This window comes from Streptomyces sp. NPDC040432, from assembly GCF_055595445.1.
The window spans coordinates 58,679-83,326 of record NZ_JBVIVP010000002.1 but is presented as its reverse complement, the minus strand read 5'-3'; the positions used below and the strand labels follow the sequence as shown (position 1 = coordinate 83,326).

Here is a 24,648-nt window from a genome sequence, read left to right as displayed (position 1 = left end):
TCGGTCCGCGTTCCCCGGAGCGCGAATCGTCGAAGAACGAAGGAGAGGGGCGGGGTACGTCCCGTCCCTCTCCCCACGCCCATTAGAATTTGACCCAACACCCGGCCGACCCGCCGGGTGGTGACCCGAGGAGCCACCTTGGCTGCTGAGCTGCACGTCGAGCTGGTCGCGGCGGACCGCAATGTCTGGTCCGGCGAGGCCACCCTTGTTGTCGCCCGCACCACGTCCGGCGACATCGGCGTCATGCCCGGTCACCAGCCGCTTCTCGGTGTGCTGGAATCGGGCCCTGTGACCATCCGTACCAGCGAGGGCGGCACTGTCGTCGCCGCGGTGCACGGCGGTTTCATCTCGTTCGCGGACAACAAGCTGTCCCTGCTGGCCGAGATCGCCGAGCTCGCGGACGAGATCGACGTCCAGCGGGCGGAGCGGGCACTGGAGCGCGCGAAGTCGGAGGCCGACGCGGCCGCCGAACGTCGCGCCGATGTCCGGCTGCGCGCCGTAACGGGCTGAAAGCCCGTCGGAGTTCCAACCGTCGGCCCCGGAGGGTGACCTCCGGGGCCGGCAGACCTCAGCCGCGGTCCGTTCTGGAATTTTTCAGACCGGGTCGCGGCTGAGGCGATGTACGTCCGTCCTCGGACCTGTCCGGTGATGGGCACGGTCGTGTGCGGTGTTTCGATGAGCGAGGAGGTCGGTGAAGATGCTCCTCGCTCTGCTTGTGAGCGGCCTGGTCGTAGCCCTGGTGGTGATCGGGCTGTTTGTGTTCGGACTGCGTCGCAGACTGATCCAGCGGTCCGGCGGCACCTTCGACTGCAGCCTGCGCTGGGACGTGGCCGACGAGCCGGACGTCTCCGGCAAGGGCTGGGTCTACGGCGTCGCCCGCTACAGCGGTGACCGGATCGAGTGGTTCCGGGTGTTCTCCTACTCTCCCCGCCCGCGCCGGCTGCTGGAGCGCTCCTCCATCGAGGTGCTCGCCCGGCGCGCGCCCGAGGGCGAGGAGGAGCTGGCCCTGCTCTCCGACGCCGTCGTGCTCTGCTGTTCCCACCGGGGAACCCGCCTGGAGCTGGCGATGAGCGACGACGCACTGACCGGATTCCTGGCCTGGCTGGAGGCGGCGCCTCCCGGCCAACGGGTGAATGTGGCCTGATTCCTCGCCCGTTGGCGGGGGATCCCCCGGACGGAGTTCGGGGGAGGGTGAATGCGGCCCGGTTCCTTGCCCGTTGGTGGGGGAGGCCGGCCGGGGCCGCGATCGGACGTGGAGAAGCCGGGGAGACGGGGGACGGACCCGTCTCCCCGGCTTCGTCTGTCACCGGGTTCGTTCAGTGGGGGTTACTGGAGCCCGGTGTGGACCGCGTTGGCGAGTTCACCGTTGGCGGTGTCGCCGCTGAACTCCCAGTAGAAGGCGCCCCTGAGGCCCTGCTGCTTGGCCCAGCCCATCTTCGAGGTGACGGTGGCGGGGGTGTCGTAGCTCCACCAGTTGTTGCCGCACTTGGCGTAGGCCGTGCCGGCGATGGTGCCGGTGCTCGGGCAGGTGGCCTTGAGGACCTTGTAGTCCTCGATGCCCGGCTCGTACGTGCCCTGGGCCGGGCCGGTGGCGGTGCCGCCGGGGGTGGCCTGGGTGACGCCGGTCCAGCCGCGGCCGTAGAAGCCGATGCCCAGGGTGAGCTTGGAGCCGGGGACGCCCTTGCCCTTGAGCTTCGTGATGGCGGCCTCGGAGTTGAAGCCGTCCTGCGGGATGCCCGGGTAGGCGGTGAGCGGGGAGTGCGGGGCCGTCGGGCCCTGCGCCGCCCAGGCGCCGAAGAAGTCGTACGTCATGACGTTGTAGAAGTCGACGTACTGGGCCGCGCCGCCGTAGTCCGCCGCGTCCAGCTTGCCGCCGTTGGAACCGTCGGCGGAGATGGCCGCGGTGACCAGGTTGTTCGTGCCGAACTTGGCGCGCATGGCCTGCATCATGTTCTTCAGGGAGGCGGCGCCACTGGTGTCGCAGGTGAGGCCGCAGGCGTTCGGGTACTCCCAGTCGAGGTCGATGCCGTCGAAGACGTCGGCCCAGCGCGGGTCCTCGACCAGGTCGTAGCAGGACTGGGCGAAGGCGGCGGGGTTGCCGACGGCCTGGCCGAAGCCGCCGGACCAGGTCCAGCCGCCGAAGGACCACAGGATCTTGATGTGGGGGTACTGGGCCTTCAGCTTGCGGAGCTGGTTGAAGTTGCCGCGCAGCGGCTGGTCCCAGGTGTCGGCCTTGCCGTCGACGCTCTGGTCGGCGGTGTAGGCCTTGTCGTAGTCCGCGTAGGCGTCACCGATGGTGCACTTGCCGCCCTGGACGTTGCCGAACGCGTAGTTGATGTGGGTGATCTTCGACGCCGTGCCGGAGGTGACCAGGTTCTTCACGTGGTAGTTGCGCCCGTAGACGCCCCAGTTGGTGAAGTAGCCCAGCTTGACCTTGGTGCCCGCGCCCGGGTCCGTGCCGCCGCCGCCCGGCGTGGTGAGCGCGAGCTCGCCGGAGGAGGGGCCGGTCTGGTCGGCGGTGTCGCGGGCGACGACGGAGTACGTGTACGAGGTGCCCTTCGTCAGGCCGGAGTCCCCGTAGGAGGTGCCGGTGACCGTGGCGACCTTGGAGCCGTTGCGGTACACGTCGTAGTTCTTGACGCCGTTGTCGTCGGTGGCCGCGGCCCAGGACAGGGTCAGGGCGGTTTCGGTGACCCCGGAGGCCGTGGGGGTGCCGGGGGCCGAGGGCGGGGCGTCGCCGGGCTGGGTGCCGCCGTCACAGGAGCCGCCGTTGATCTTGCAGCCGGAGGGGGCGCCGGCGCCGGTGCCGTTGAACCCGAAGGTGACGCTCTGACCGGGGGAGAGGGCGCCGTTCCAGCCGACGTTCTTGGCGGTCCAGTGGTTGCCCGAGCTGGTGACGGTGGCGTCCCAGGCGGAGGTGACCCTGGTGCCCGCGGGGTAGTCCCACTCCACGGTCCAGCTGGTCAGCGCGGTGGTGCCGGTGTTCTTGACCGTCCACTTGCCCTCGAAGCCGGAGCCCCAGTCGGAGGCCTTGGTGTAGGTCGCCGTCGCGGAGGTGGCCGCCTGTGCGGGTCCGGCCAGTCCGACGAGGCCGGCGATGGGCAGGGCGAAGGCGGCCACCGTGGCGGCCAACCTTCTGAACAGACGGGTGCGTTGCGGGGGTGCTGTGCTCAAGGGTGCTCCTCCGTAGGTCCGTGCCGGTCGTGGGGCCGACCGGGCACATGGGGGTGGGACCTGCGCCGCCCGTGAGCACGCTTCGTCATGACGCTCGTCATGGCACGCTCACCACAGTGTTGCGGTGAGACTAGAAAGGTCTGGACCAACCGTCAAGAGGTCCAGACCTCACCTCCAGTGTCCGTCGAGATCCCCCAACTCCTGTGCCAGAACCGCTGCTTGGACCCGACTGCGCAGGCCCAGCTTCCCGAGCAGCCGGCTGACGTGCGTCTTCACCGTCGCCTCCGCCATGTCCAGGCGCACGGCGATCTCCGCGTTCGACAACCCCTCGCCCAGCGCGCCGAGCACCTCCCGCTCGCGGCGCGTCAACGAATCGACGGCCGCCGCCGTCTCCGGAGCCACCGACGGCCGCTGCGCCCGGGGCGCGGCGAACTCGGCGATCAGGCGCCGGGTCACCGCGGGGGCGATCAGCCCCTCGCCGCGCGCCACCGTACGGACCGCCTCGATCAGTTCCGCGGCGTCGGCGTCCTTCAGCAGGAACCCGGAGGCCCCCGCGCGCAGCGCGCCGAAGACGTACTCGTCGAGGTCGAAGGTGGTCAGCACGAGGACGTCCGCCAACCCCTCCGCGACGACCTGCCGGGTGGCCGCCACCCCGTCCAGCCGGGGCATCTGCACGTCCATGAGGACCAGATCCGGCCGAAGATCCCGGGCGAGGCGCACGGCCTCCTCCCCGTCGGCGGCCTCGCCGACCACCTCGACGTCACCCGCGCTGCGCAGGATCATCACCAGGCCCGCGCGCACCGCGCTCTGGTCCTCGGCGACCAGCACCCTGATGTTCCGCCCGTTCATGCCCGTACGGCCCCTTCCTCGGCGGGCAAGGTCGCCCGCACCTGCCACACGGACCCGACCGGGCCCGCGGTGAACGTTCCGCCGAGCAGGTCCGCCCGCTCGCGCATGCCGATCAGCCCCGCCCCGGAACCCGGCGCCCGAGAGCCGTGGTGGACCTCGTAGGGGGAGTCGACCCCCACCGACAGCAGGCCGTCCCCGCAGGTCACCCGGATGGTGACGGTGCCCGGGCCGGCATGCTTGAGGGCGTTGGTCAGCGACTCCTGCACGATCCGGTACGCCGCCAGCTCCACCGGGGTCGGTACGGCCGGTCCGGCCGGGCGGTCGTCGTGCAGGACGAAGTCCAGGCCGCTCGCGGCGCCGTTGACCCGGGCCCGGGTCAGCAGCGCCTCCAACCCGTCGAGGGTGGGCACCGCGACGGCGTCGCCCCCGGCGCCCGCGTCCCGCAGCAGCCCGATGAGCCGACGCATTTCGGCCAGGCCCTGCACGCTGTTCTCGCGGATCACCCCGAGGGCCTCGCGGCTCGTCGCGGGGGAGTCGATGGACAGTGCGGCCGTCGAGTGGATGGCGATCGCCGACAGGTGGTTGGCCACCATGTCGTGGAGCTCGCGGGCCATCCGGGCCCGCTCGGCGGCGACTGCCTGGGAACGGTCCATTTCGGCCAACAGGGCCGTCTGTTCGGCGCGCAGCCGGGCGGCGATCGCGGCGTCGCGGTGATTGCGCAGGGTGGCGCCGGTCATGGCCGGGCCGAAGCTGACGATGCCCGCGACCACACCGATCAGCAGGGCCTGCGGGGTGCGCAGCCAGGCCACGGAGGCGATGGTGAGGGCGACGGTGACGAGGCCGGTACCGACCGGGAGCCGGCGGGCCATGGCGGGTCTCCCGTAGAGGGCCGCCGCGTACATCAGGTCCGTGTACATGAGGATCGTGGCCAGATTCCCCACCGTGAACTGGTCGACGACGAGGGCCACCGTGCCGACGGAGAGGGTCACCGCGGGGGTCGTGCGGCGCAGCAGTTCGAGGGCGCCCATGACGAGCAGCGGGACCAGGGCCGCCCACGCGGGGGCGAAGTGCGGCCGGGTGTTGCTGTGCACCCCGAGGGACCAGAGGAGGAGGCCCGCGAGCACGCTGACCGACGCGATCAGGACATCGTCACGGTCGGGGCGGGGCAGCTTCTCGATCACGTTCCCATCCAACACGTCGGTACGGCCGTGGACGTCGACACCGGGACGGAACCCGCACTACATCGAAGGATGCAGTGCGCTTTCGTCACCTGAGACGACGAAACGGCCTTCCGCGGGCGACAGCCTTGAGGAGAACCGGAGAACCGGAGAACCGGAGAACCGGAGAACCGGAGAACCGGAGAACCGGAGAACCCGGAGAACCCGGGGAACGAGCGGAACGGAGAGAACCGTGATCGTCGCGCTGATCATCGCGTGTGAGGTCGGCTTCTGGGTGCTACTGGCGGCCGGGCTGGGCCTGCGCTACCTGGCGAGGATGCCCCGGCTGGGGGCAGCGGTCCTGCTCTGCGAACCGCTGCTGGAGATCGTCCTGCTGGTCGCGACCACACTCGACCTGAAGAACGGCGCCACCCCCGACTGGAAGCACGGTGTGGCCGCCCTCTACCTCGGCTACACCGTCGCCTACGGCCACTACACGGTGAAGTGGCTCGACGGTCACGCCGCGCACCGGCTGGCCGGCGGGCCGAAGCCGGCCGGCGCCGGCCACGGCAGGGCGCGCGCCGTCCACGAGTGGAAGTTGTGGGTCCGCACCGTTGTCGCCGCGGCCGTCGCGATGGCCCTGCTCCAGGCCGCGGTCTGGTACGTCGGCGACGCGGGTGACGTCAGCTCGCTCACGAGCTACCAGGGAGCCGCCCTGCGCATCGTCGGCATCCACGGCGTCATCGCCGTCTGCTACACGATCTGGCCGAAGAAGGCCCCGGCCGGAGCGGAGCCCGAGCGCGTGGAGGCCGGCCCCCGCGCCTGATCCCGCCGCCCGACCGGCAGGCCCTCGCGGCCGTGGCCCTAGCGTTCGCCGCCGGGCACCCACAGCACGTCCCCGACCTCCTTGTTGGCCACCCGAGCCAGGATGAACAGGAGGTCGGAGAGACGGTTCAGGTAGGTGGCGGTCAGCGGGTTCATCACCTCGCCGTGCACCTCCAGCGCCGCCCACGTCGAGCGCTCGGCGCGCCGGACCACCGTGCAGGCCTGGTGCAGCAGGGCCGCGCCGGGAGTGCCGCCGGGGAGGATGAAACTGCGCAGCTTCTCGACCTGCTCCAGGAAGAGGTCGCAGTCCGCCTCCAGTTTGTCGACGTAGAACTGCTCGACCCGCAGCGGCGGGTACTCCGGTGCCTCGACGACCGGGGTGCACAGGTCCGCGCCGACGTCGAAGAGGTCGTTCTGCACGCGGACCAGGACCTTGACGACCTCTTCGGGGAGCGCGCCCAGCGCGACCGCCGTCCCGATGGCCGCGTTGGCCTCGTTCGCGTCGGCGTACGCCGAGATCCGCAGGTCCGTCTTCTGCGTCCGGCTCATGTCGCCCAGGGCGGTCGTGCCCTTGTCGCCGGTACGGGTGTAGATGCGCGTGAGGTTCACCATGCGGCCAGGGTAGACCGGGCCGGTGGAGCCCGCGGAGAGCTGCTCCCGGGTGGGGTCGGCGCGAACTGGAGGGCTGCGCAGGGGTGCTGGGCCGTACCGGTGTGATGTCCGTCATCTGAGACGTGACGCGTGTTACTTCGCGGTCACACCGCGCTCCACGGACGCTAGTCTCCGCCGAAGAGGCTACGAGACTGGGCCGAGTGAAGAACTAAGGGGTGTGCAGTGGCTGGGAAGCTCGCCGTCATCGGTGCCGGACTGATGGGTTCCGGGATCGCTCAGGTCTCCGCCCAGGCGGGTTGGGACGTCGTCCTGCGGGACGTCACGGACGCCGCGCTGACCCGCGGTACCGATGGGATCAAGGCTTCGTACGACCGGTTCGTCGCCAAGGGGAGGATGACGGCCGAGGACGCCGAGGCGGCGCTGGGCCGGATCACCACGACCACCGATCTCGGTGCGGTCGCCGACGCCGACATCGTCGTCGAGGCCGTCTTCGAGAAGCTGGAGGTCAAGCACGAGATCTTCCGCGCGCTCGACGAGCTGGTCCGCGACGACGCGGTGCTCGCCTCCAACACCTCCGCCATCCCGATCACCAAGATCGCGGCCGTGACGAAGCGTCCGGAGCGGGTCGTCGGCGCGCACTTCTTCTCGCCCGTCCCGATGATGCAGCTGTGCGAGCTGGTCCGCGGCTACAAGACCAGTGACGAGACCCTCGCCACCACCCGGGCGTTCGCCGAGTCCGTCGGCAAGACCTGCATCGTCGTCAACCGCGACGTCGCCGGCTTCGTGACGACCCGTCTGATCTCCGCGCTCGTCGTCGAGGCCGCCAAGCTCTACGAATCGGGCGTCGCCTCCGCCGAGGACATCGACATCGCCTGCAAGCTGGGCTTCGGGCACGCCATGGGCCCGCTCGCCACCGCGGACCTCACGGGCGTCGACATCCTGCTGCACGCCACCAGCAACATCTACACCGAGTCGCAGGACGAGAAGTTCGCGCCGCCGGAGCTGATGCGCCGGATGGTCGACGCGGGCGACATCGGCCGCAAGAGCGGCCAGGGCTTCTACAAGCACTGAGCACCACCGTTCGAATGGCTTCACCCTCCGGGGTGAATTAGGTATCGGTTCGCTCACGGTCGGCAACTTCCCTGCCCGCGAGGCAGTCAGTTGCAGTGAGAGTTGCCGACCACGGGAGTCGGACCACACGCACGCGGTAGAGCCGGGGAGTACACATGCACATCAGGGGCGACCACGCCGAACTCGCGGTCGGGGGTCGCCTCGACGTGCGCAGCGCGGCGGACGCCCGTACGGTCCTGCACAGTGCACTCGACGACGGCCACGGCGACCTCGTGCTCGACCTGACCGGGCTCGACTCCTGGGACGCGACCGGACTCGGCGTGATCATGGGAGCCCACCGGAGGGCCGGCCGGACCGGCCGGCGCCTCGTCCTGCGCGGGGTCCCCGCGCAGATGCAGCGGCTCCTCGTCGCGACCCGGCTGCACCGCATCCTCGCGATCGAGGGCGGACTGGAAGCGGAGTCCCTGCCCCGGGTGTGACGGCGCCCGGGGCCCCCGCCCCGGACCGGCCCGGCACGTCGGGCCCCCACGCCACCGCCGCGGAAAAGGGGCTGCGTTCCGCGGCCCCCTTCCGCTTTCATGGCCGCATGGTGTCCACCGACCGAGCGCTGGCCTTCGCGGCCATGTCGTTCCTCCTGATCGTGATCCCCGGGCCCAGCGTGCTCTTCGTCATCGGACGGGCCCTGGCCCAGGGCCGGCGCGCCGCGCTCACCACGGTCCTCGGCAACACGATGGGCTCCTACGTGCTCGTCGTGGCCGTCGCCCTGGGCGTCGGGGCGGTCGTCGAGCGATCGGTGCTCGTCTTCACCGCGCTCAAGCTGATCGGCGCCGCCTACCTCGTGCACCTGGGCGTCAGGGCGTGGCGCCGGCGCGGGGAGCTGCACGCGGCGGTCACCGGCGACGCACCCCCGGAACGCGGCGGACTGCGGACCCTGGGGGAGGGCTTCGTCGTCGGCGTCGCCAACCCCAAGACCATGGTGTTCTTCGCCGCCGTGCTGCCCCAGTTCGTGGACCGCTCCGCCGGCCACGTGACCGCGCAGATGCTGCTCCTCGGCCTGCTCTTCAACCTGATCGCGGTCGTCCTCGACAGCGCGTGGGGGCTGGTCGCCGCCGGTGCCCGGGAGTGGTTCGCGGGCTCGCCGCGACGGCTCTCCCTGGTGGGCGGCGCCGGCGGACTCACCATGATCGGCCTCGGCGTCACCGTGGCCGTCACCGGACGCAAGGACTGAGGGACGCGCCGCGACGCCGTCCCGGGGAAACGTAACGGTCCGGTGGTGAAGGCACCCCGGCGGTTCCCGCGCGGCGGACCACGGTCTAGGGTTCGGGCGGAAACCGGACCAGTAGCGACAGCGGCGAGCGAAGGCCGGGCGTAACGACGGCGGCGGCGCGCGCGACGCGATCGGGGGACTTGGTCATGGACCGTACACAGGGGCAGTTCGATCGGGGCGGGCGGGCGGCGGAGCGGGCCGACGGACCCACCGCGGAACGGACCCAGCACCCGACGCCCCCGGAGGGGCCGACCCCCGGCGCGGCCCTCGTACCGGCCGCCGCGCCGCCCGCGCGCGTCGTCACCCTCACCGCCGGAACCTTCTCCCTCACCGTCAACCCCGTCGACGGCAGCGAGATCGAACCCCTGCGCCCCGGCACCGCCCGCCGCCGCCCCGCCAAGCGCGACGCCGCCGCCCGCGCCGCCCGCGACGCGGCCGCGCGCCCGCCCGCCCTGCCGGGACCCCCGCTGCCCGCCCGGCCGCTCCTGGAGCGCGCCGAGGAACGGGAACGCCTCGTCCGGCTGCTGGGCCGCGGCCGCTCCGTACGCCTGACCGGACCCGCCGGATCGGGCCGCACCGCCCTCCTCGACTCCGTCGCCACCGCCTGTGCGTGCCTCGCCCCCGACGGGGTCGTCCGGCTCAGCGGCCACGGCCACCAGCAGCCCGGCGAACTGCTCCACGCGCTGTACGGGGCCGTCCACGACGCCGGCGACGAACGGCCCGAGCGTACGGAACTCCTCGCCCGGGTCGGGGAGATCGGCGCCATCGTGCTCCTCGACGACCTGGAACTGGGCGGCTCCGCGCTCGACGAGCTGCTGCGCGCCACCCCCGAATGCGCCTACCTGCTGGCGGCCACCCCCGACACCAAGGCCCCCTCCGACGACTCGCACCTGGAGGAGGTCTTCCTCGGCGGGCTCGGCAAGGCCGACTGCGTCCTGCTGCTGGAGGCCGCCGCCGGACGGGCCCTGACCGAGGAGGAGACCGCCTGGGCCGGGGACCTGCGCTTCGCCTCCGAAGGGCTGCCGCTGCGCTTCGTGCAGGCGGCCGGACTGCTGCGCCAGCGCGACGAACTGAACCGGGCCGCCTCCGAGGACGACGACGAGGAACCCGGCGTCTTCGAGGAACGCCCCCGGGACCCCGCCCACGTTCCGCTGCCCACCCTCGCCGAGGCCGCCGCCCCCGCCGAACTGTTGGCCTCCCGGGTCAGCGAGTCAGCGCGGGCCGCCCTGCGGATGGCCTGCGCGCTCGGCGGCGAGCTGCCGCACCACGCCCACCTCCCGGCCCTGGTCGGGGACACGCACGCGGACTCCGCCGTCGCGGAACTCCTCGGCTGCGGGCTGATCACCCCGGTCGGATCGCGCTACCGGCTCGCCGAGGGCGTCGCCCGACAACTGGAGGACGCCGGGTACGGGGAGACCGCCGCCGAGGAGGCCCGGACCGCCGCACGCCACTACGCCTGGTGGACCGGCCACGCCTCGGTGACCCCGACGCGCGTCGCCGCGGAGGCCGACGCCGTACTGGCCGCCCTGGCGGGCGCCGACGTGGTGGCCGCCGTACTCCTGGCCCGTACGGCCGCCCCCGCCCTCGCCGCCTCGCTGCACTGGGAGGCCTGGGAGCGGGCGCTGCGCGCGGGCGCCGAGGCCGCCCGCAAGGCGGGGGAGGTCGCCGAGCAGGCGTACTTCCACCACGAGCTGGGCGTGCTCGCGCTGTGCGAGGGGCGCCTGGACCGGGCGCGCGCCGAGCTGGAGGCCTCCATCGGGCTGCGCGGCGCGCTGGCGGACAAGCGCGGAACGGTCGCCGGACGCCGGGCGCTGGCCCTCGTCACCGACCGGGAGGCGGCCCGGGCGCAGGCCTCGCCGCCGCTACGGCTGGAGCCGCCGACGGCCGCGCCGCCGAACGCCGCCACCGTCGCCCTGCCCGGGACCGCCCCGGCCCCGACGCCGAGCCCGTTCGCCGCCCCGACGCCGAGAGCATTGCCCGCGGCGACGCCCGGACCGGCCCTGACCTCGGGAAAGGCCGCCGCCGCGATACCCGCCGCGGCCCCGATGTCCGCCGCGACCGCACTGCCGGCGGCGACGGCCCCGGGGGAGGCCGTCACGCAGGTCACCCCGGTCGTCCGTAGCGCTGGCCCGACCACCGGCCCCGCGCCGGCGACCCTGTCCGAGGTCTTCGAGGACGCGTTCCCGCCGCCGGCCGGGCCCACCCCCGCCGCACCCGCCCCCGCCGCCCCGGCATCCGAGCCGGGATCCCGTCGCAAGACCGTGCTGCTCGCCGCGGCCGGGGTGCTCACGGTGGCCGCGCTCGGCACGGTGATCGGCCTGGCCCTGACCTCGGGGGAGGAGGAGGCGGCACCCACCAGGCCGGCGGTGTCCTCGACCCCGACGCCCGAGGCCCCGGAGCCGCCGACGGTCCCGGGGAACAACGGGACCGACCCCGCGCCCGAGCCCGGTACGACGCCCCCGCCCGCGGAATCGCCCGGCCCCGAGGAGGCCCCCGGCGAGGCCGGGGACCGGGCCCCGGACGGCGGCCCGACGCCCCGCACGACCCCGCCGCGACGCCCCGGCGTCCCCGCGGCCACGCCGCGGCCCCCGGGGAAGCCGACGCCCACCCCGACGCCCACGCCCCCCGGCCCGGACCCGGATCCCGACCCGGGCACCCCGACGCCCAGCGACACCCCGACGCCCACCGAGACGCCGCCCGCGACCGCCACGCCCCCGGCGACGACCCCCGCGAGCGTCAGCGCGTCGGCGGTCGAGGGCTCCCCGACGGCCGAGGCGACGTAGCGTCCGCGCCCCGGGACACGACGAAGGCCCCCGGAGCCGTCCCGGGGGCCTTCGTCGTGTCCGGAGGTGCCGGCCCCGAGGCAAGGGGTGATCAGAACAGGCGGAGCTTGTCGTCCTCGATGCCGCGCATGGCGTTGTAGTCGAGCACCACGCAGTCCATGCCGCGGTCGTTCGCGAGCACCCGCGCCTGCGGCTTGATCTCCTGCGCGGCGAACACGCCGCGGACCGGGGCCAGATGCGGGTCCCGGTTCAGCAGTTCCAGGTAGCGCGTGAGCTGTTCGACGCCGTCGATCTCCCCGCGTCGCTTGATCTCCACCGCGACCGTCGCACCGGAGGCGTCCCGGCACAGGATGTCGACGGGACCGATGGCCGTCATGTACTCGCGCCGGATCAGCGTGTAACCCTCGCCCAGCGTGTCGATCCGGTCGGCGAGCAGTTCCTGGAGGTGCGCCTCGACGCCGTCCTTGATGAGACCGGGGTCGGTGCCCAGCTCGTGGGAGGAGTCGTGGAGGACTTCCTCCATGGTGATGATGAGCTTCTCGCCCGCCTTGTTGACGACGGTCCAGACGCCGGCGTCGTCACCGCTCCCCTCCTTGAGGGTGCACGGGGGCGACATCCAGTTGAGCGGTTTGTACGCCCGGTCGTCCGCGTGGATCGAGACACTGCCGTCGGCCTTCACGAGGATCAGACGGGGTGCCGAGGGCAGATGGGCGGTGAGCCGGCCCGCGTAGTCGACGGAGCAGCGGGCGATGACGAGACGCATGGTCGGCAACGCTACTCGACGGATGCGCCTCCACGCGATTCGCCCCTGAAAGCCCCGTTCGCCGATGGCGCGTTGTATGCGCATTCTCCTGGTGCGGTACCCGGCGGGCGCCTACCGTGGTGAGCGGGAGGTCGTCGAGCGTGCACGCTGCGTCGCGATCTCCTTCCCTGCCCGTAAGACTCCGGCAACCCAACGGCCGGAGTCACGAGAGGAGAACCCATGTCGCTCGACGTCTCACCGGCCCTACTCGAACAGGCCGAGCGAGGCGAGGTCGACGAAGCCGCCTTCGTCGACTGCGTCCGGACCTCCCTGCCCTACGCATGGGAGATGATCAGCTCGTTGACGGCCCAGCTGGAGGTTGAGGGCGGAGAGTTCGCCGACAACCAGACGCCGCCGCCGGACGAGCAGGCGCGCGGGCAGCTGCTGCGCGCGCTCGCGAGTGACGCGATACGTGTTGCGCTTCAACGGCACTTCGGGGTGCGCCTGGCATTCCAGAACTGCCACCGTGTGGCGGTCTTCCCGCTGGATTCCTCGTCGGATGAGAGGCATGCCCGGTTCACCTCGATCCGCGGCCAGCTGCTCAACCAGTCGCCGGAGATGCGGGACTGCTAGCAGGACCGGTACTTCGCTGCCGCTCCGTGTCGCGGGAGGTGCGACTGACACCGGAGCGGCAGCCCAGGCCGGATCCACCGGGGCTCATGCCCCGGCCGCCTCCAGCCGCGGCAGCACCTCGGCACCGAGGCGCCGTACGTTCTCCTCGGTCGCGGCGAGGTCCCCGGAGCCCTCCGTGAGCAGGGCGAAGCGCGTGATCCCGGTGCGTTCCGAGGTCGCCGCGAGCCGGTCCGCCGCCAACCTCGGGGTGCCGACCGGATGCAGGGCGCACAGCAGTTCCGTGTAGGCGACGGGATCGCGCATCGCGCGCTGTCGACCGTCGACCGTGACGTGCGCGTCCAGGCCCTGACGGAACCAGCCCGGCATCGCCTTGACCAGGGTCTCGCGGGCGTCCGCCGTCCGGTCCGCCAGCTGGCAGACACCCGCCGAGACGTGCCCGGCCGCACGCACGGCGTCGGGCCCGTGCCCCGCCGCCAGCGCGGTCCGGCTCCACATCGCGACCATCGCGGCCTTGTCCTCGTCACCGCAGTGCATGCCCAGCAGCATTGGCAGTCCGCGCTCCGCGGCGGCCCGCACGGACGCCGGGGACGTGCACGCGACGATCACTTCCGGCCCACTCCCGTCCCCGTCCAGCGCCTCGTCCGGCCGCGGTACGACGGCCACCTCGCGGAAGGCGTACCGGTCGCCGGCGGCCCCCACGCGCGGCTCGCTCAGCCAGCGCCGCAACAGGTCGAGGTCCTCGGGGAAGCCGCTCTCGTACGCCTCCAGGCCGCCCCCGAACACCTCCAGGTCCACCCAGGGCCCGCCCCGGCCCACCCCGAGGGTGAACCGACCCCCCGAGGTGACGTGCAGCAGGGCCGCCTGCTCCCCGAGCGCCACCGGGTGCGTGCTCGGCAGCACGCTCACCGCGGTCCCCACCCGGAGCCGACGGGTCCGCCCCAGCAGCAGCGCCGCCAGGGTCACCGCCGACGGGCACACCCCGTACGGCACGAAGTGGTGCTCGGCCAGCCAGACCGAGTCCAGCCCGGCCTCCTCGGCGACCTCGGCGGTCCGCACCGCCCGGTGCAGTGCCTCCCCCTGTCCCTGGCCCGGAAACTGGGCCGCCAGTACAAACGCTCCTACGCGCATCGCCCTTATCCTCCTCGCGGCTGACGCGGCCTCCCCCAGGCGGACCGACTCGCTGATGACATCAACGTCTGATGGCAACAACGTCTGACACGTGCCAAAGGCACGGCCTCACCGGAAAGTTATTGAGATTGTCGGGCCGGTCCGTCGAACTGCTCCGGCCTTCTCCGGCCACCCTGCGGGTACCCTGCCTCGCTGCGCGTAGTCTGGGAGAAAGTCACTGCCCGCCGCCCATTCGTGAGGTATACGTGTCACCGCGCCACAACCGCCCCAGGGGCGGCGAGACCCCGGACGAACGACCCGCGACCGGCCTCGACCGGTTCGGGCTGGAGCGGACCGAGGAGTACCAGGGCGAGGAGTGGAAGGTCCGGCACGTGGCGGGCGCCGCCGCGGCGGGCAAGCGCTACCGGTGCCCCGGCTGCGACCAGGAGATCCCCTCCGGCACCCCGCACCTCGTGGCCTGGCCCGAGTACGGCGGTGTGGACGACCGGCGCCACTGGCACAAGGCCTGCTGGAACGCGAAGGACCGCCGCACCTCGAAGGTGCAGCGGTCCCGGAACGCGCCCAAGTACTGACCGGGTCGGCGAGGGCTCAGACGTCCCGGCGCCGCACCACGACGTACGAGGCCGCGACCATGGCCGCCGTCACGGTCAGGAGCAGCAGCAGCTGCGCGCCGTTCCCGGGGGTCGCCGAGCCCTCTATCGTCGCGTTCTCCTGGACCCCGAAGAACTGGACGAGCGCGACCGGCGCGTTGTAGCGCATGACGGCCACCCCGACCGCCGCCGTCGAGGGCCAGGCGGTCAGGATGGAGCCGAGCACGGGGGGTAGGGTCACCACGCCCAGCATGACGGCGATGCCGCCCGCGGAATGCCGTACCAGCGCGCCGACGGCCAGGGCGAGGACCCCGAGCAGGGTGACGTAGAAACAGCCGCCCACCGCGTCCGCCCACGCCGAGACCCAGCGGGCCCCGTCGGGCGACGCCCGGTGCACCAGCGCGGCGGACAGGCCGACGACCGCCACCGAGCCCACGATCACGGTGAAGGAGACGGCGCCGAAGACGAGGTACTTGGCGGTGAGCACCCGCGTCCGCTCGGGGGCCGCGGTGAAGGTGGTGCGGATCAGCCCGGTGCCGTACTCGGAGCAGATCGTCAGCACGCCGAGGACGATCACGGCGATCTGGCCGACCATGAGGCCGAACAGGGCCGGCCCCGTGTACGGGGTCTTCATGTAGTCCGCGCCCCGGGTCTGCACGATGGCCAGCAGACCGACGCCGACGACCAGGGCCACCAGGGAGCCGAGCGTCCACAGGGTGGAGCGCACCGAGGTCAGCTTGGTCCACTCCGAGGCCAGCGCGTGGCCCAGGTGGGGCTGCCGGGCGGGCAGGGGCGAGGTGTAGCCCGTCGTCGGGTCGGGGCGGCCGGTCATCTGTGGTCCTCGGAGGTGCTCTGGGCGTTCTCGGGCGTACGGGCCGGGTCGCCCTGCCGTACGGAGGGGGCGAGGTCGGCGGCGCTGCCGGGCATCAGGAAGGGCCGTCCACCCGCGGTGGGGGGTGGGGGAGCGAAGAAGCTCGCCGCGGTCTCCGTCGGGACCTCCGGGGCGACCGCCTCCTCCCAGTCGGGAACGGTCAGTGCTTCGGGTTCCCACAGCTCGGCGCGGGGGTCCTCGGTGGAGGTGTACTCCAGGGACGACTGCGTCATCCGCATGTAGGCCTCCTCCAGCGAGGCCCGGTGCGGGGACAGCTCCCACAGCCGCACCCCGGCCTCGTGGGCGACGTCGCTGATGCGGGGGAGCTCCAGCCCGGTGACGCGCAGCGCCCCGTCCGTCTCCTGGAGGACGCGGGCGCCCGCCTTGACGAGCGCCGCGCCGAGGACGGCCCGGCCGTCGGGCCGGTCCGCGGCGGGACGGACCCGCGCGAATCCGGCCGAGTTGTGCGTGATGAAGTCCTGGGTGCTCATGTCGGCGAGCAGCCTGCCGCGGCCGATGACGATCAGGTGGTCGGCGGTCAGCGCCATCTCGCTCATGAGGTGCGAGGAGACGAAGACGGTGCGGCCCTCGGACGCGAGCTTTCGCATCAGCTTGCGGACCCAGAGGATGCCCTCGGGGTCGAGCCCGTTGACCGGCTCGTCGAAGAGGAGCACCTGGGGGTCGCCGAGGAGGGCGGTCGCGATGCCGAGGCGCTGGCCCATGCCGAGGGAGAAGCCCTTGGTGCGCTGCCGGGCGGCGTCCTGGAGGCCGACCACGCCCAGCACCTCGTCCACCCGCTTCTCGGGGATCCCGGAGAGCTGGGCGATGGACAGCAGGTGGGTGCGGGCCTTGCGCCCGCCGTGCATGGCCTTGGCGTCGAGGAGGGCGCCGACGTGCCGCTGCGCGTTCGGCAGCTCCCGGAAGGGGGCGCCGTTGATCGTGACATGACCGGACGTGGGCCGGTCCAGGCCGACGATCATGCGCATGGTGGTGGATTTGCCGGAGCCGTTGGGCCCCAGGAAACCGGTGACGTGACCCGGCCTGACCTGGAACGACAGCTGCTCGACGGCGGTCTTCGCGCCGAAGCGCTTGGTCAGGCCGACTGCCTCGATCATCGTGCTGCCCCTTGCCAGGCCCGGAAGGCTCTCGTCCGTATGAGCCTTAAGAGGGTATCGAGCCTACGTCGGTTCCCGCCCGGGCCGAATCCCTGAGCTGCCCCTGAGATCCGGCTCCGGGATGTCCCGTAGTACCCGGGGGGTCCGTCCTGCGACGGACCCCCCGGGTACTCCTGGATCAGGCGTCGCGCTTCTTCAGGACGATGTAGCCCCCGAGCACCGCGGCGAGCGTCCACAGCACCATGATCCCGAGGCCGCCCCACGGCCCGTACGGCGTTTCACCGCTGTCCATCGCGCCGGGCACCACCTGCATGATCTTGGAGCCCGCCTGGTCCGGGAAGTACTGCGCGACCTTCCGGGTCGTCTCGACGGCCCCGAGGATGGTCGAGACCAGGAAGAAGAACGGCATCAGGATGCCGAGCGCCAGCATCTGGCTGCGCAGGATGGCCGTCACGCCCATCGAGAACAGGGAGATCAGCGCCATGTAGAGGCCGGCGCCGATCACCGCCCGCAGGACGTTGTCCTCGCCGATCCCGATGCTGCGGTCGCCGAGGACGGCCTGGCCCAGGAAGAACGAGATGAAGCTCGTCAGCAGGCCCACGACGAGCGCGAGCGCCGTCGCGACGGTGAGCTTGCCGAAGAGGAAGCCCGCCCTGCCCGGCACGGCGGCCAGTGAGGTGCGGATCATCCCCGAGTTGTACTCGCTGCCGACCACCAGGACACCGAAGACGATCATCGCGAGCTGCCCGAGGGTCATGCCCGCGAAGCTCGCGAGGGTCGGGTCGAAGGTGATCTGCTGTTCCTTCGGCATGTCGTCGAAGGTGGAGTTGAACAGTGCGCACAGCGCGGCGCTGATGCCGACGGTGACGACGAGCGCGGAAGCCAGGGTCCACGTGGTGGAGGCGACCGTGCGGATCTTGGTCCACTCGGAGCGGAGGACTGCGGAGAAAGCCATGATCACTCGCCGTCCTTGCGCGTCGCGTCGAACCCGGCGCCCCAGGCGGCGGCGTCGACCGGACCCGGGACGGGGCCGGTCGGCATGCCCGGCGCGTGGGCGTGGTACTCGACGGAGTCGGCCGTCATGCGCATGAACGCTTCCTCCAGTGAAGCCCGTTGCGGGCTGAGTTCGTGCAGCACGATCCGGTGCTCGGCGGCCAGCTCGCCGAGCCGCTCGGACTCCACACCGTCGATTTCCAGTGCCCCGGTGCCCGGCACGTCGACGGCGGTGATCCCGGCCCCGTGCAGGACGTCCTTGAGTCGTTCCTGCTGCGGCGAGCGCAGTCGGACGAAACTCCGCGAGTTCTGCTGGATGAAATCGGCCATCGACAAGTCGGCGAGGAGCTTCCCCTGTCCGATCACCACCAAATGGTCGGCGGTCAGCGCCATTTCGCTCATCAGGTGGGACGACACGAAGATCGTCCGACCTTCCGAGGCCAGGCCCTTCATGAGATTGCGGATCCAGAGAATTCCCTCCGGGTCCAGACCATTGACGGGTTCGTCGAACATCAGGATCTCCGGATCCCCGAGCAGCGCAGCGGCGATTCCCAGCCGCTGCCCCATCCCGAGCGAAAATCCTTTCGACTTCTTCTTCGCCACGGCCGTCAACCCGACCAGGTCCAGCACCTCGGTCACCCGGCTCTGCGGGATCCGGTTCGACTGGGCGAGGCAGAGAAGGTTGTTGTACGCGCTGCGCGCGCCGTTCATGGCTTTCGCGTCGAGCAGCGCTCCGATGTACTTCAAAGGCTCCGGCAGGTCCCGGTAGTGCTTGCCGTCGATCCTGACCGTCCCGCTGGTCGGGTTGTCGAGGTCGAGCATCATGCGCATGGTCGTGGACTTCCCGGCCCCGTTGGGGCCGAGGAAGCCGGTGACCACCCCCGGTTTGACCTGGAAGCTGAGGTGGTCCACGGCGGTCTTCGCGCCGAATCGTTTGGTAAGGCCCTCAAGCTCGATCATGCCGACACGCTAGAACGCCGAAGGGCCGTACGCCACCTCGAACGGGTGACATACGGCCCACGGACCCACAGTTTCGCTACCGGCGCGCGGCAACGGCCTTCGGGAGGATGCCCTAGCGGCTCTGCTGCGCCGGAACGCCACGGGTCACCGGCTCGTCGTCGATCGGGGTGCCCGCGGCCGCCACGGCCGCGCCCGTCAACGTCGCCAGCATCTCGCGGACGTTGGTCAGCTGCGCGTTGATGGAGTCGCGACGGTTGGTGAGCGCCGCCAGCTCGCGCTCGGACTCGCTGCGGATCCGGTCGGCCTTGGCGTTGGCGTCGGCGACGATGTCCTCGGCCTGGCGCTGCGCGGTCTCCACGGTCTGGCGGGCGCGGCGCTCGGCGTCCGTACGGAGCTTCTCGGCCTCCAGGCGGAGCTGCTCGGCGCGGTGCTCGATCTCGGCGAGGCGCTTCTCGGCCTTCTGCTGACGCGAGGCCAGGTCGCGCTCGGACTGCTCGCGCCGCTTGGCCAGGTTGGTCTCGAAGTCCGCGGCGGCCTGGGCGGCCTTGGCGCGGGTCTCCTCGAACAGCGCGTCGGCCTCCTCGCGCTTGGAGGCCGCGTCCTTCTGCGCCTCCGCACGCAGGGTCGACGCGTCACCCTTGGCCTTCTCGACGATGCGGACGCCCTCGTCCTCCGCCTTCGACTTGCGGTCCGACGCGAACGACTCGGCGTCGTTGCGCACCTGCTGGGCCGCCGACTCCGCCAGCTCCCGGTGCTGCTCGGCAGCGCGACGGGCCTCCTCGCGCAGGTCCTTCGCCTCCTCCTCGGCCAGCCGCAGGATCTTCTCGACCCGGGCGCCGAGGCCGGCGTACGACGGCTCGGCGTCGCTCACCTGGGCCTGGGCGTTCTGCGTTTCGAGGTGCAGCTCCTCGATCCGCTTTTCCAGAGAGTTGATACGTCCTAGGGCGCTGTCGCGGTCGGAGACCAGCTTGGTAATGCGGTCGTCCACCTGACCGCGGTCGTAACCACGCCGCACGAGCTCGAAGCCGAAGGGGGAGTGAGAGTCGCTCATGGGGTTCCTGTCGAATGAGACCAATGAGGTGCTACGTGAGGTGTTAAGGGGAATCCTAGGCGCCCGGGCGGCGTGTCATCGAGTCAATCCGTGTTTGCCCTGGACAATGACACCCCTTTTGAGTGGCAAGGCGACGGAATGCTGGTCACTCGTCCGCCTGAACCTTCATCAGGAGCACACATCGGCAGCACACATCATGAGTTCCGACTACCCCTCGGATGTCTTGCCACCCGAACGAGTGGAACCCGCTGTTGCGCCGGCCTTCACGCCCCCCGTGCCCTGGCCGCCCAACAGGGGCTTTCCGCCACCCGAAGGTGCCTCGAATGATTCCAACGCCTCAAGAACGTCCTGGACACGGGAGATCTCCGCCTGAATGTCCTCGCGCCTGCGCACCAGGACCTCCAACTCCCGCCGGCCCTCGTCGACCAGGCGCTCGGCCTCCGCGCGGGCCTCCGACAGCGCCGCCTCGGCGATCCGCACCAGTTCGGCCTTCTTCGTCTCGGCCTCCTTGAGCAGCGCCTCCGCCTTGCGCACCGCCGCGATCCGGACCTTGCCGGCTTCGCTGCTCGCGTCCGACACCAGGGCCTTGGCCTTCGTCTCGGCCTCGACGCTCTGCTCGGTCGCCGCCCGCACCAGCTTGTCCACGCGCTCACCGGCGGACTTCATCTGCTCCGACGACTCCCGACGGGCCCGCTCGTGCAGCTCCTCGACCTCGGACTCGACCCGCGAACGCAGCTCCTCCGCCCGCTCCCTTATGGCGGCCGCGTCCGTGCGCGCACCGACCAACAGCTCGTCCGCGTCCGTACGAGCCTTCTCCACCGTGGAGTTGCCCTCGACGGTCGCCTCCGCCGTGATCCGCTCGGCCTCCTTGCGCGCGGCGTCGACCATCGCGTCGGCCTGCTCCTCGGCCGCCGTGGTGGCGGCCAGGGCCTGCCGGCCGGCGTCGGCGGTGAGCTTGTCCGCCTCCGCCGAGGCCTCCGTGATGAGCCGGTCGACCTGCTCCGCGGCCTCGCTGCGCCGCTTGTTGGCCGCCTCCCGGGCCTCGTCCAGCAGCCGCTCGGACTCCGTACGGGCCTGGGCGCGGGTGCGCTCGGCCTCGGACGCCGCCTGCGCCTTGACCCGCTCGGCCTCCGACCGGGTACGGGTCGCGTGCTCCTGCGCCGAGGACAGCGACTGCGCCGCCTCCGCGCGCAACCGCTCGGCCTCGTCGCGGGCCTCGCCGACCGTGCGCTCGTTGTCCTTGCGGGTCTGCTCGGTGAGCTTCTCCGACTCGGAGACGGCCTCGGTGATGAGCCGGTCCGCCTGTTCGGCGGCGTCGGTGCGCAGCCGGCCGGCCTCCGTGCGGGCCTCGTCGAGCGTCTGCTCGGCGTCCCGCTCGGCCGCGGCCAGCGTCTCGTTCGCCGCGACCGTGACGCGGTCGGCCTCCGCGGTGGCCTCGCCGATGATCCGGCCGCCCTCGCCGCGCGCCTCGGCCAGGGTGTTCGCCGCCTCGGCGAGCAGCCGCTCCGCCTCCGCGGCGGCTTCGCCGACGGTCGCCTCGTTCGCCGCGCGGGTCTCCTCGACCAGCCGGTCGCCCTCGGCGCGCGCGTCGACCAGGATCCGCGTCGAGTCCCGCTCGGCCGCGGCGAGCGTCTCCGCAGCCTGCGCGGTGAGCCGTTCCGCCTTCGCGCCGGCCTCGGCGACGGTCGCCTCGTTGGCCGCGCGGGTCTCCTCCGTGAGGCGCTCGGCCTCCGCCGCCGCCCCGGACACCAGCCGATCCGCCTGCTCGGCGGCTTCGGTGCGCAGCCGGCCGGCCTCCGTCCGGGCCTCGTCCAGGGTGCCCGCCGCCTCGGCACGGGTCGCGTCCGCCGCCGACAGCGCCTCCGCGGTCAGCCGCTCGGCCTCCGCCGCGGCCTCACCGACGGTGAGGGCGTTCGCCGCCGCGGTCTCCGCGGTGATGCGTTCGGCCTCCGCCGTCGCCTCGGCGACGATCAGGCCGCCCTCGGCGCGCGAGGTCTCCAGGGACTCCGCCGCCTCGCCGCGGATCCGGTTCGCGTCGTCCCGGGCGTCCGCCCGGGTGCGCGCCGCGTCGCGCTCCGACGCCGCCAGGGCGTCCGTCGCCTCGGTGCGCAGCCGCTGCGCGTACTCCGCCGTGTCGGCGCGCAGTTGCTCGGACTCGGCGATCGCGTCGCCGACCGTGCGCTCCGCCAAGGCCTTCGCCGCGTCCGTCTCGACCCGGGCCTCGTCGCGGACGCGGGCCGCGTCCGCGGCCGCGCGCTCGCGTTCCGCGCGGGCGTCGGCGCGGACCCGGTCCGACTCCTCCTCCGCCTCCGTGCGCGTACGCTCCGCCGCGTGCTCGGCGGCGCTGCGCAGTCCGGCGATCTCCTCCTCGGCCTGCTCGTGCAGCCCGGCCACGGCGTCGCGCACCTGCTGGGCGGTGGCCTCGGCCGCCGCGACCACCTCGGACGCGCGCCGCTCGGCCTCCTCGGTCAGCCAGACCGCCTCCGCGGTGGCCTCCTCGGAGCGCTTGCGGGCCTGCGCGAGGAGTTCCTCGCTCTGTTCGCGGGCCTGCGCCCGCTCGTTGCCGGCGTCCGTCCTGGCCGCCGACAGGGTCTCCTCGGCCTCCCGGCGCCGCCGCGCGGCCTCCTCCTGGGCGGCCGACAGGGCCTCGGCGGCCTCCGCCGCGACCCGCTCGGCAGCGGCCTTGGCCTCGGCGCGCAGCCGGTCCGCGGTCTCCTGCGCCTCGGTGCGCAGCCGCTCCGCCTCCGCCTCGGCCTCGCCGCGCAGCCGTACGGAGACCTGCTCGGCCTCCGCGCGGACCCGCGCGGCGTCGTCCGCCGCGTCGGTGCGCAGCTGGTCGGCCTCCGCCTGGGACTGGGCCTGGAGGGTACGGATCCGCTCCGCCGACTCGGCGCGCAGCCGGTCGTTCTCCTCGGTGGTCTCCTTGCGGACGGCCTCCGCCGCCGCGCGGGAGTCGCGCAGCGTCTGCTCGGCCGTCGTGAGGCGGGCCTCGGCGTCCGTGTGGAGCCGGACCAGCTCCGCGTCGGCCTCCTCGCGCTTCGCGGCGAGTGCCTGCTCCGTCTCCTCGCGCCGGGCCCGGGCCGCCGCGTCCGCCTCGGCGGCCACGGCCTGCGCCTGCTCCTCGGCTTCGGAGCGCACCCGCTCGGCCTCGGCGCGGGTGCGGTCCAGGGTCTCCTCGGCCTGCCGGCGCAGGGTGGTGGCCCGCTCCACGGCCTCGGAGCGCACCCGCTCGCTCTCGGCGGTCGCCCCGCCGCGCAGCTCGTCCGCGTCGGCCTTGGCCTTGCCGAGGAGCTCCTCGGCGGTACGGGCCGCCTCCTCGATCTGCTGGACCGCCTCGCGGCGGGCCTCGCCGCGGATCCGCTCGCCCTCGGCGACGGCCTCCGCGCGCAGCTGTTCGGCCTCGCCGCGCAGCCGGCGGGCCTCCTCCTGGAGCTCGACCGTGCGGGCCCGGTACTCCTCGGTGTCGTCCTTGGCGGCGCCCTTGAGCTCGTCGGCCGTGGTCGCCGCCTGGGCGCGCAGGCGCTCCGCCTCGGACTCCGCCTCGCGGCGGATCCGTTCGGCCTCCTCGGACGCGGCGCGGGTGGTGGCCCGGGCGTCCTCGGAGGCCTTGTTCAGTACGTCCTCCGCGGTGCGCGCGGCCTTCGCCAGCTGCGCCGCGGTGTCCTCGGCGGCGGCCGTACGGGCCTGCTCGCCGGCCTCGGTGCGCAGCCGCTCCGCCTCCGCGCGGGCGTCGGCCAGGGCCTGCTCGGCCTCCGCCTTGAGGGCCTCGGCCTCCTTGGTGGCCTCGCCGACCAGCCGGGCGACCTGCTCCTTGGCGGTCCGGGTCCGCTGCTCGTTGACGGACTCGACCGAGGCCAGCTGCCGGGCGGCGCTCTCCTTGGCGTCCGAGAGCAGGGTCTCGGCCTCGGCGCGGGCCGTGCGCAGCGTCCCGTCGGCCTCCTGGACGCGGGCCTCGGCGACCCGACCGAGGTCCATGGTCTGCTGCCGGGTCTGCTCGGCCTCGGCGCTGGTGCTGCTCCGCAGCCGCTCCGCGTGCTCGGTGGCCTCCTGGGCCTGGGCGGAGGCGGCGGCCAGCAGCCGCTCGGCCTCCTTGCGGGCGCGCAGCAGCGTGGACTCGGCCTCGCCGCGGGCGGTCTCGGTGTCGGCGGCGAGCCGCCGGCGGGCCTCCTCGACGGTCCGGGCGGCCTCGGCTCGGGCGGCGTTCAGCGCCTGATCGGCCTCGGCGCGGGACTCGTCCATGAGCCGGCGGGCCTGGGACTCCGTACGGGCGCGCAGCTGCTCGGCCCAGGCGACGTTCTCGTTGACGTGCGCCTCGACGGTCTGGCGGCGCTCGTTGAGTTCCTGGTCCAGCCGCTGGCGGCGGTTGACGGCCTCCGAGTGCAGTTCGGCCTGCAGGCGCGCCTGGTGCTCGGCGTGCTCCTGGAGGATCCGCTGGGTCTGCGCCCGGGCGTCGCGCAGCTCGCGCTCGGCGTCGGAGCGCATCTGGTCGGCCTGGATCTGGGCGTTGCGGAGCAGTTGCTCCGCCTGATAGCCCATGTCCGCGCCGTCGTAGGCAGGGCGGGACGCGAGATTGCGGCGTACCTCATGGAGCTTGGCGCGCAGCACCTCGACCTGGTACCCCAGGTCTTCAGCGTGCTGGACGGCCTTCCCGCGCTCCTTCTTCAGCCGCTCCATCTCGGCCTCGAAGCGCGAGAGGTGGTCGGCCTCGGCCTGGTGGCTCTCCTGGCTTTCGTAGCCCCGCACAGCGCGGTCCCATCCGTCCCCTGGTCGCAAGCTCATTTCCACATGAGCATCGCTCGCCCGCTGAACGACGCCCCCGGGGAATGG

The 24,648-nt window shown here is 72.6% G+C and carries 21 protein-coding genes; 9 read left to right on the top strand and 12 right to left on the bottom strand.

Annotated elements, in window-relative coordinates:
- The first annotated feature begins 138 nt into the window (after positions 1-138).
- Together ACZ58N_RS04080 and ACZ58N_RS04075 are read left to right on the top strand one after the other, a co-directional pair.
- Entirely contained in the window at positions 139-510 is a 372-nt protein-coding gene (locus tag ACZ58N_RS04080) for a F0F1 ATP synthase subunit epsilon (protein WP_281209075.1), read from the top strand.
- 187 nt (positions 511-697) lie between these two features.
- The gene (locus ACZ58N_RS04075; RefSeq protein WP_471155373.1) at positions 698-1,144 is read left to right on the top strand and encodes a DUF2550 domain-containing protein; all 447 of its coding nucleotides are present in this window, start codon (positions 698-700) and stop codon (positions 1,142-1,144) included.
- Between the two features lie 182 nt (positions 1,145-1,326).
- Here ACZ58N_RS04075 and ACZ58N_RS04070 read toward each other — a convergent pair whose 3' ends face one another.
- The 3 genes from ACZ58N_RS04070 to ACZ58N_RS04060 all read right to left on the bottom strand — a co-directional run bounded on the left by ACZ58N_RS04070 (position 1,327) and on the right by ACZ58N_RS04060 (position 5,201).
- The gene (locus ACZ58N_RS04070; protein ID WP_471155371.1) at positions 1,327-3,174 is read right to left on the bottom strand and encodes a glycosyl hydrolase family 18 protein; all 1,848 of its coding nucleotides are present in this window, start codon (positions 3,172-3,174) and stop codon (positions 1,327-1,329) included.
- 168 nt (positions 3,175-3,342) lie between these two features.
- Positions 3,343-4,023 (bottom strand): response regulator, encoded by a 681-nt coding sequence (locus tag ACZ58N_RS04065; protein WP_471155369.1) that lies wholly within the window; start codon positions 4,021-4,023, stop codon positions 3,343-3,345.
- On the bottom strand, positions 4,020-5,201 hold the full coding sequence (locus ACZ58N_RS04060; protein WP_471156523.1) for a sensor histidine kinase: 1,182 nt from the start codon (positions 5,199-5,201) through the stop codon (positions 4,020-4,022). The genes ACZ58N_RS04065 and ACZ58N_RS04060 overlap by 4 nt, the downstream gene beginning before the upstream one ends.
- A gap of 232 nt (positions 5,202-5,433) precedes the next feature.
- Between ACZ58N_RS04060 and ACZ58N_RS04055 the strand changes: the two genes are divergently transcribed.
- Positions 5,434-6,006 carry a hypothetical protein gene (locus ACZ58N_RS04055; RefSeq protein WP_471155367.1) on the top strand — a complete coding sequence of 191 codons (573 nt, stop codon included), beginning with the start codon at positions 5,434-5,436 and terminating at the stop codon, positions 6,004-6,006.
- A gap of 38 nt (positions 6,007-6,044) precedes the next feature.
- Here ACZ58N_RS04055 and ACZ58N_RS04050 read toward each other — a convergent pair whose 3' ends face one another.
- Positions 6,045-6,617, bottom strand: a complete 573-nt coding sequence (locus tag ACZ58N_RS04050; protein ID WP_471155364.1) for a cob(I)yrinic acid a,c-diamide adenosyltransferase — start codon at positions 6,615-6,617, stop codon at positions 6,045-6,047.
- A 222-nt stretch (positions 6,618-6,839) separates the two neighbouring features.
- Between ACZ58N_RS04050 and ACZ58N_RS04045 the strand changes: the two genes are divergently transcribed.
- The 4 genes from ACZ58N_RS04045 to ACZ58N_RS04030 all read left to right on the top strand — a co-directional run bounded on the left by ACZ58N_RS04045 (position 6,840) and on the right by ACZ58N_RS04030 (position 11,738).
- On the top strand, positions 6,840-7,688 hold the full coding sequence (locus ACZ58N_RS04045; RefSeq protein WP_471155362.1) for a 3-hydroxyacyl-CoA dehydrogenase family protein: 849 nt from the start codon (positions 6,840-6,842) through the stop codon (positions 7,686-7,688).
- Positions 7,689-7,843: 155 nt separating this feature from the next.
- Complete coding sequence (locus tag ACZ58N_RS04040) at positions 7,844-8,167, top strand: STAS domain-containing protein (protein ID WP_362876940.1); 324 nt, start codon at positions 7,844-7,846, stop codon at positions 8,165-8,167.
- A gap of 107 nt (positions 8,168-8,274) precedes the next feature.
- Complete coding sequence (locus ACZ58N_RS04035) at positions 8,275-8,916, top strand: LysE family translocator (RefSeq protein ID WP_471155360.1); 642 nt, start codon at positions 8,275-8,277, stop codon at positions 8,914-8,916.
- A 185-nt stretch (positions 8,917-9,101) separates the two neighbouring features.
- On the top strand, positions 9,102-11,738 hold the full coding sequence (locus tag ACZ58N_RS04030) for an ATP-binding protein (RefSeq protein ID WP_471155357.1): 2,637 nt from the start codon (positions 9,102-9,104) through the stop codon (positions 11,736-11,738).
- A gap of 91 nt (positions 11,739-11,829) precedes the next feature.
- Here the strand turns inward: ACZ58N_RS04030 and nucS are convergent, their stop codons facing one another.
- On the bottom strand, positions 11,830-12,501 hold the full coding sequence (nucS, locus tag ACZ58N_RS04025) for an endonuclease NucS (protein ID WP_356875545.1): 672 nt from the start codon (positions 12,499-12,501) through the stop codon (positions 11,830-11,832).
- Positions 12,502-12,720: 219 nt separating this feature from the next.
- Here nucS and ACZ58N_RS04020 point away from each other — a divergent pair, with 219 nt between their 5' ends.
- Positions 12,721-13,113, top strand: coding sequence for an SCO5389 family protein (locus tag ACZ58N_RS04020; protein ID WP_471155354.1), 393 nt, complete (start codon positions 12,721-12,723; stop codon positions 13,111-13,113).
- A gap of 84 nt (positions 13,114-13,197) precedes the next feature.
- Here ACZ58N_RS04020 and ACZ58N_RS04015 read toward each other — a convergent pair whose 3' ends face one another.
- Entirely contained in the window at positions 13,198-14,241 is a 1,044-nt protein-coding gene (locus ACZ58N_RS04015) for an LLM class flavin-dependent oxidoreductase (RefSeq protein WP_471155353.1), read from the bottom strand.
- 245 nt (positions 14,242-14,486) lie between these two features.
- Between ACZ58N_RS04015 and ACZ58N_RS04010 the strand changes: the two genes are divergently transcribed.
- Complete coding sequence (locus ACZ58N_RS04010; RefSeq protein WP_471155351.1) at positions 14,487-14,813, top strand: ATP/GTP-binding protein; 327 nt, start codon at positions 14,487-14,489, stop codon at positions 14,811-14,813.
- Between the two features lie 16 nt (positions 14,814-14,829).
- Here the strand turns inward: ACZ58N_RS04010 and ACZ58N_RS04005 are convergent, their stop codons facing one another.
- From ACZ58N_RS04005 to scy, 6 genes are all read right to left on the bottom strand, one after another.
- Positions 14,830-15,663 (bottom strand): ABC transporter permease, encoded by an 834-nt coding sequence (locus ACZ58N_RS04005; RefSeq protein WP_471155349.1) that lies wholly within the window; start codon positions 15,661-15,663, stop codon positions 14,830-14,832.
- Positions 15,660-16,817 carry an ABC transporter ATP-binding protein gene (locus tag ACZ58N_RS04000; protein WP_471155348.1) on the bottom strand — a complete coding sequence of 386 codons (1,158 nt, stop codon included), beginning with the start codon at positions 16,815-16,817 and terminating at the stop codon, positions 15,660-15,662. Before ACZ58N_RS04000 ends, ACZ58N_RS04005 begins: the two co-directional genes overlap by 4 nt.
- 178 nt (positions 16,818-16,995) lie before the next feature.
- Positions 16,996-17,772, bottom strand: a complete 777-nt coding sequence (locus ACZ58N_RS03995) for an ABC transporter permease (RefSeq protein WP_471155346.1) — start codon at positions 17,770-17,772, stop codon at positions 16,996-16,998.
- Positions 17,773-17,774: 2 nt separating this feature from the next.
- Entirely contained in the window at positions 17,775-18,770 is a 996-nt protein-coding gene (locus ACZ58N_RS03990; protein ID WP_471155345.1) for an ABC transporter ATP-binding protein, read from the bottom strand.
- A gap of 112 nt (positions 18,771-18,882) precedes the next feature.
- Positions 18,883-19,821: a coiled-coil domain-containing protein gene (locus ACZ58N_RS03985; protein WP_281209697.1), complete on the bottom strand. Its 939-nt coding sequence runs from the start codon at positions 19,819-19,821 to the stop codon at positions 18,883-18,885.
- Positions 19,822-20,028: 207 nt separating this feature from the next.
- On the bottom strand, positions 20,029-24,564 hold the full coding sequence (gene scy / locus ACZ58N_RS03980) for a polarized growth protein Scy (protein WP_471155343.1): 4,536 nt from the start codon (positions 24,562-24,564) through the stop codon (positions 20,029-20,031).
- Positions 24,565-24,648 lie beyond the last annotated feature (84 nt).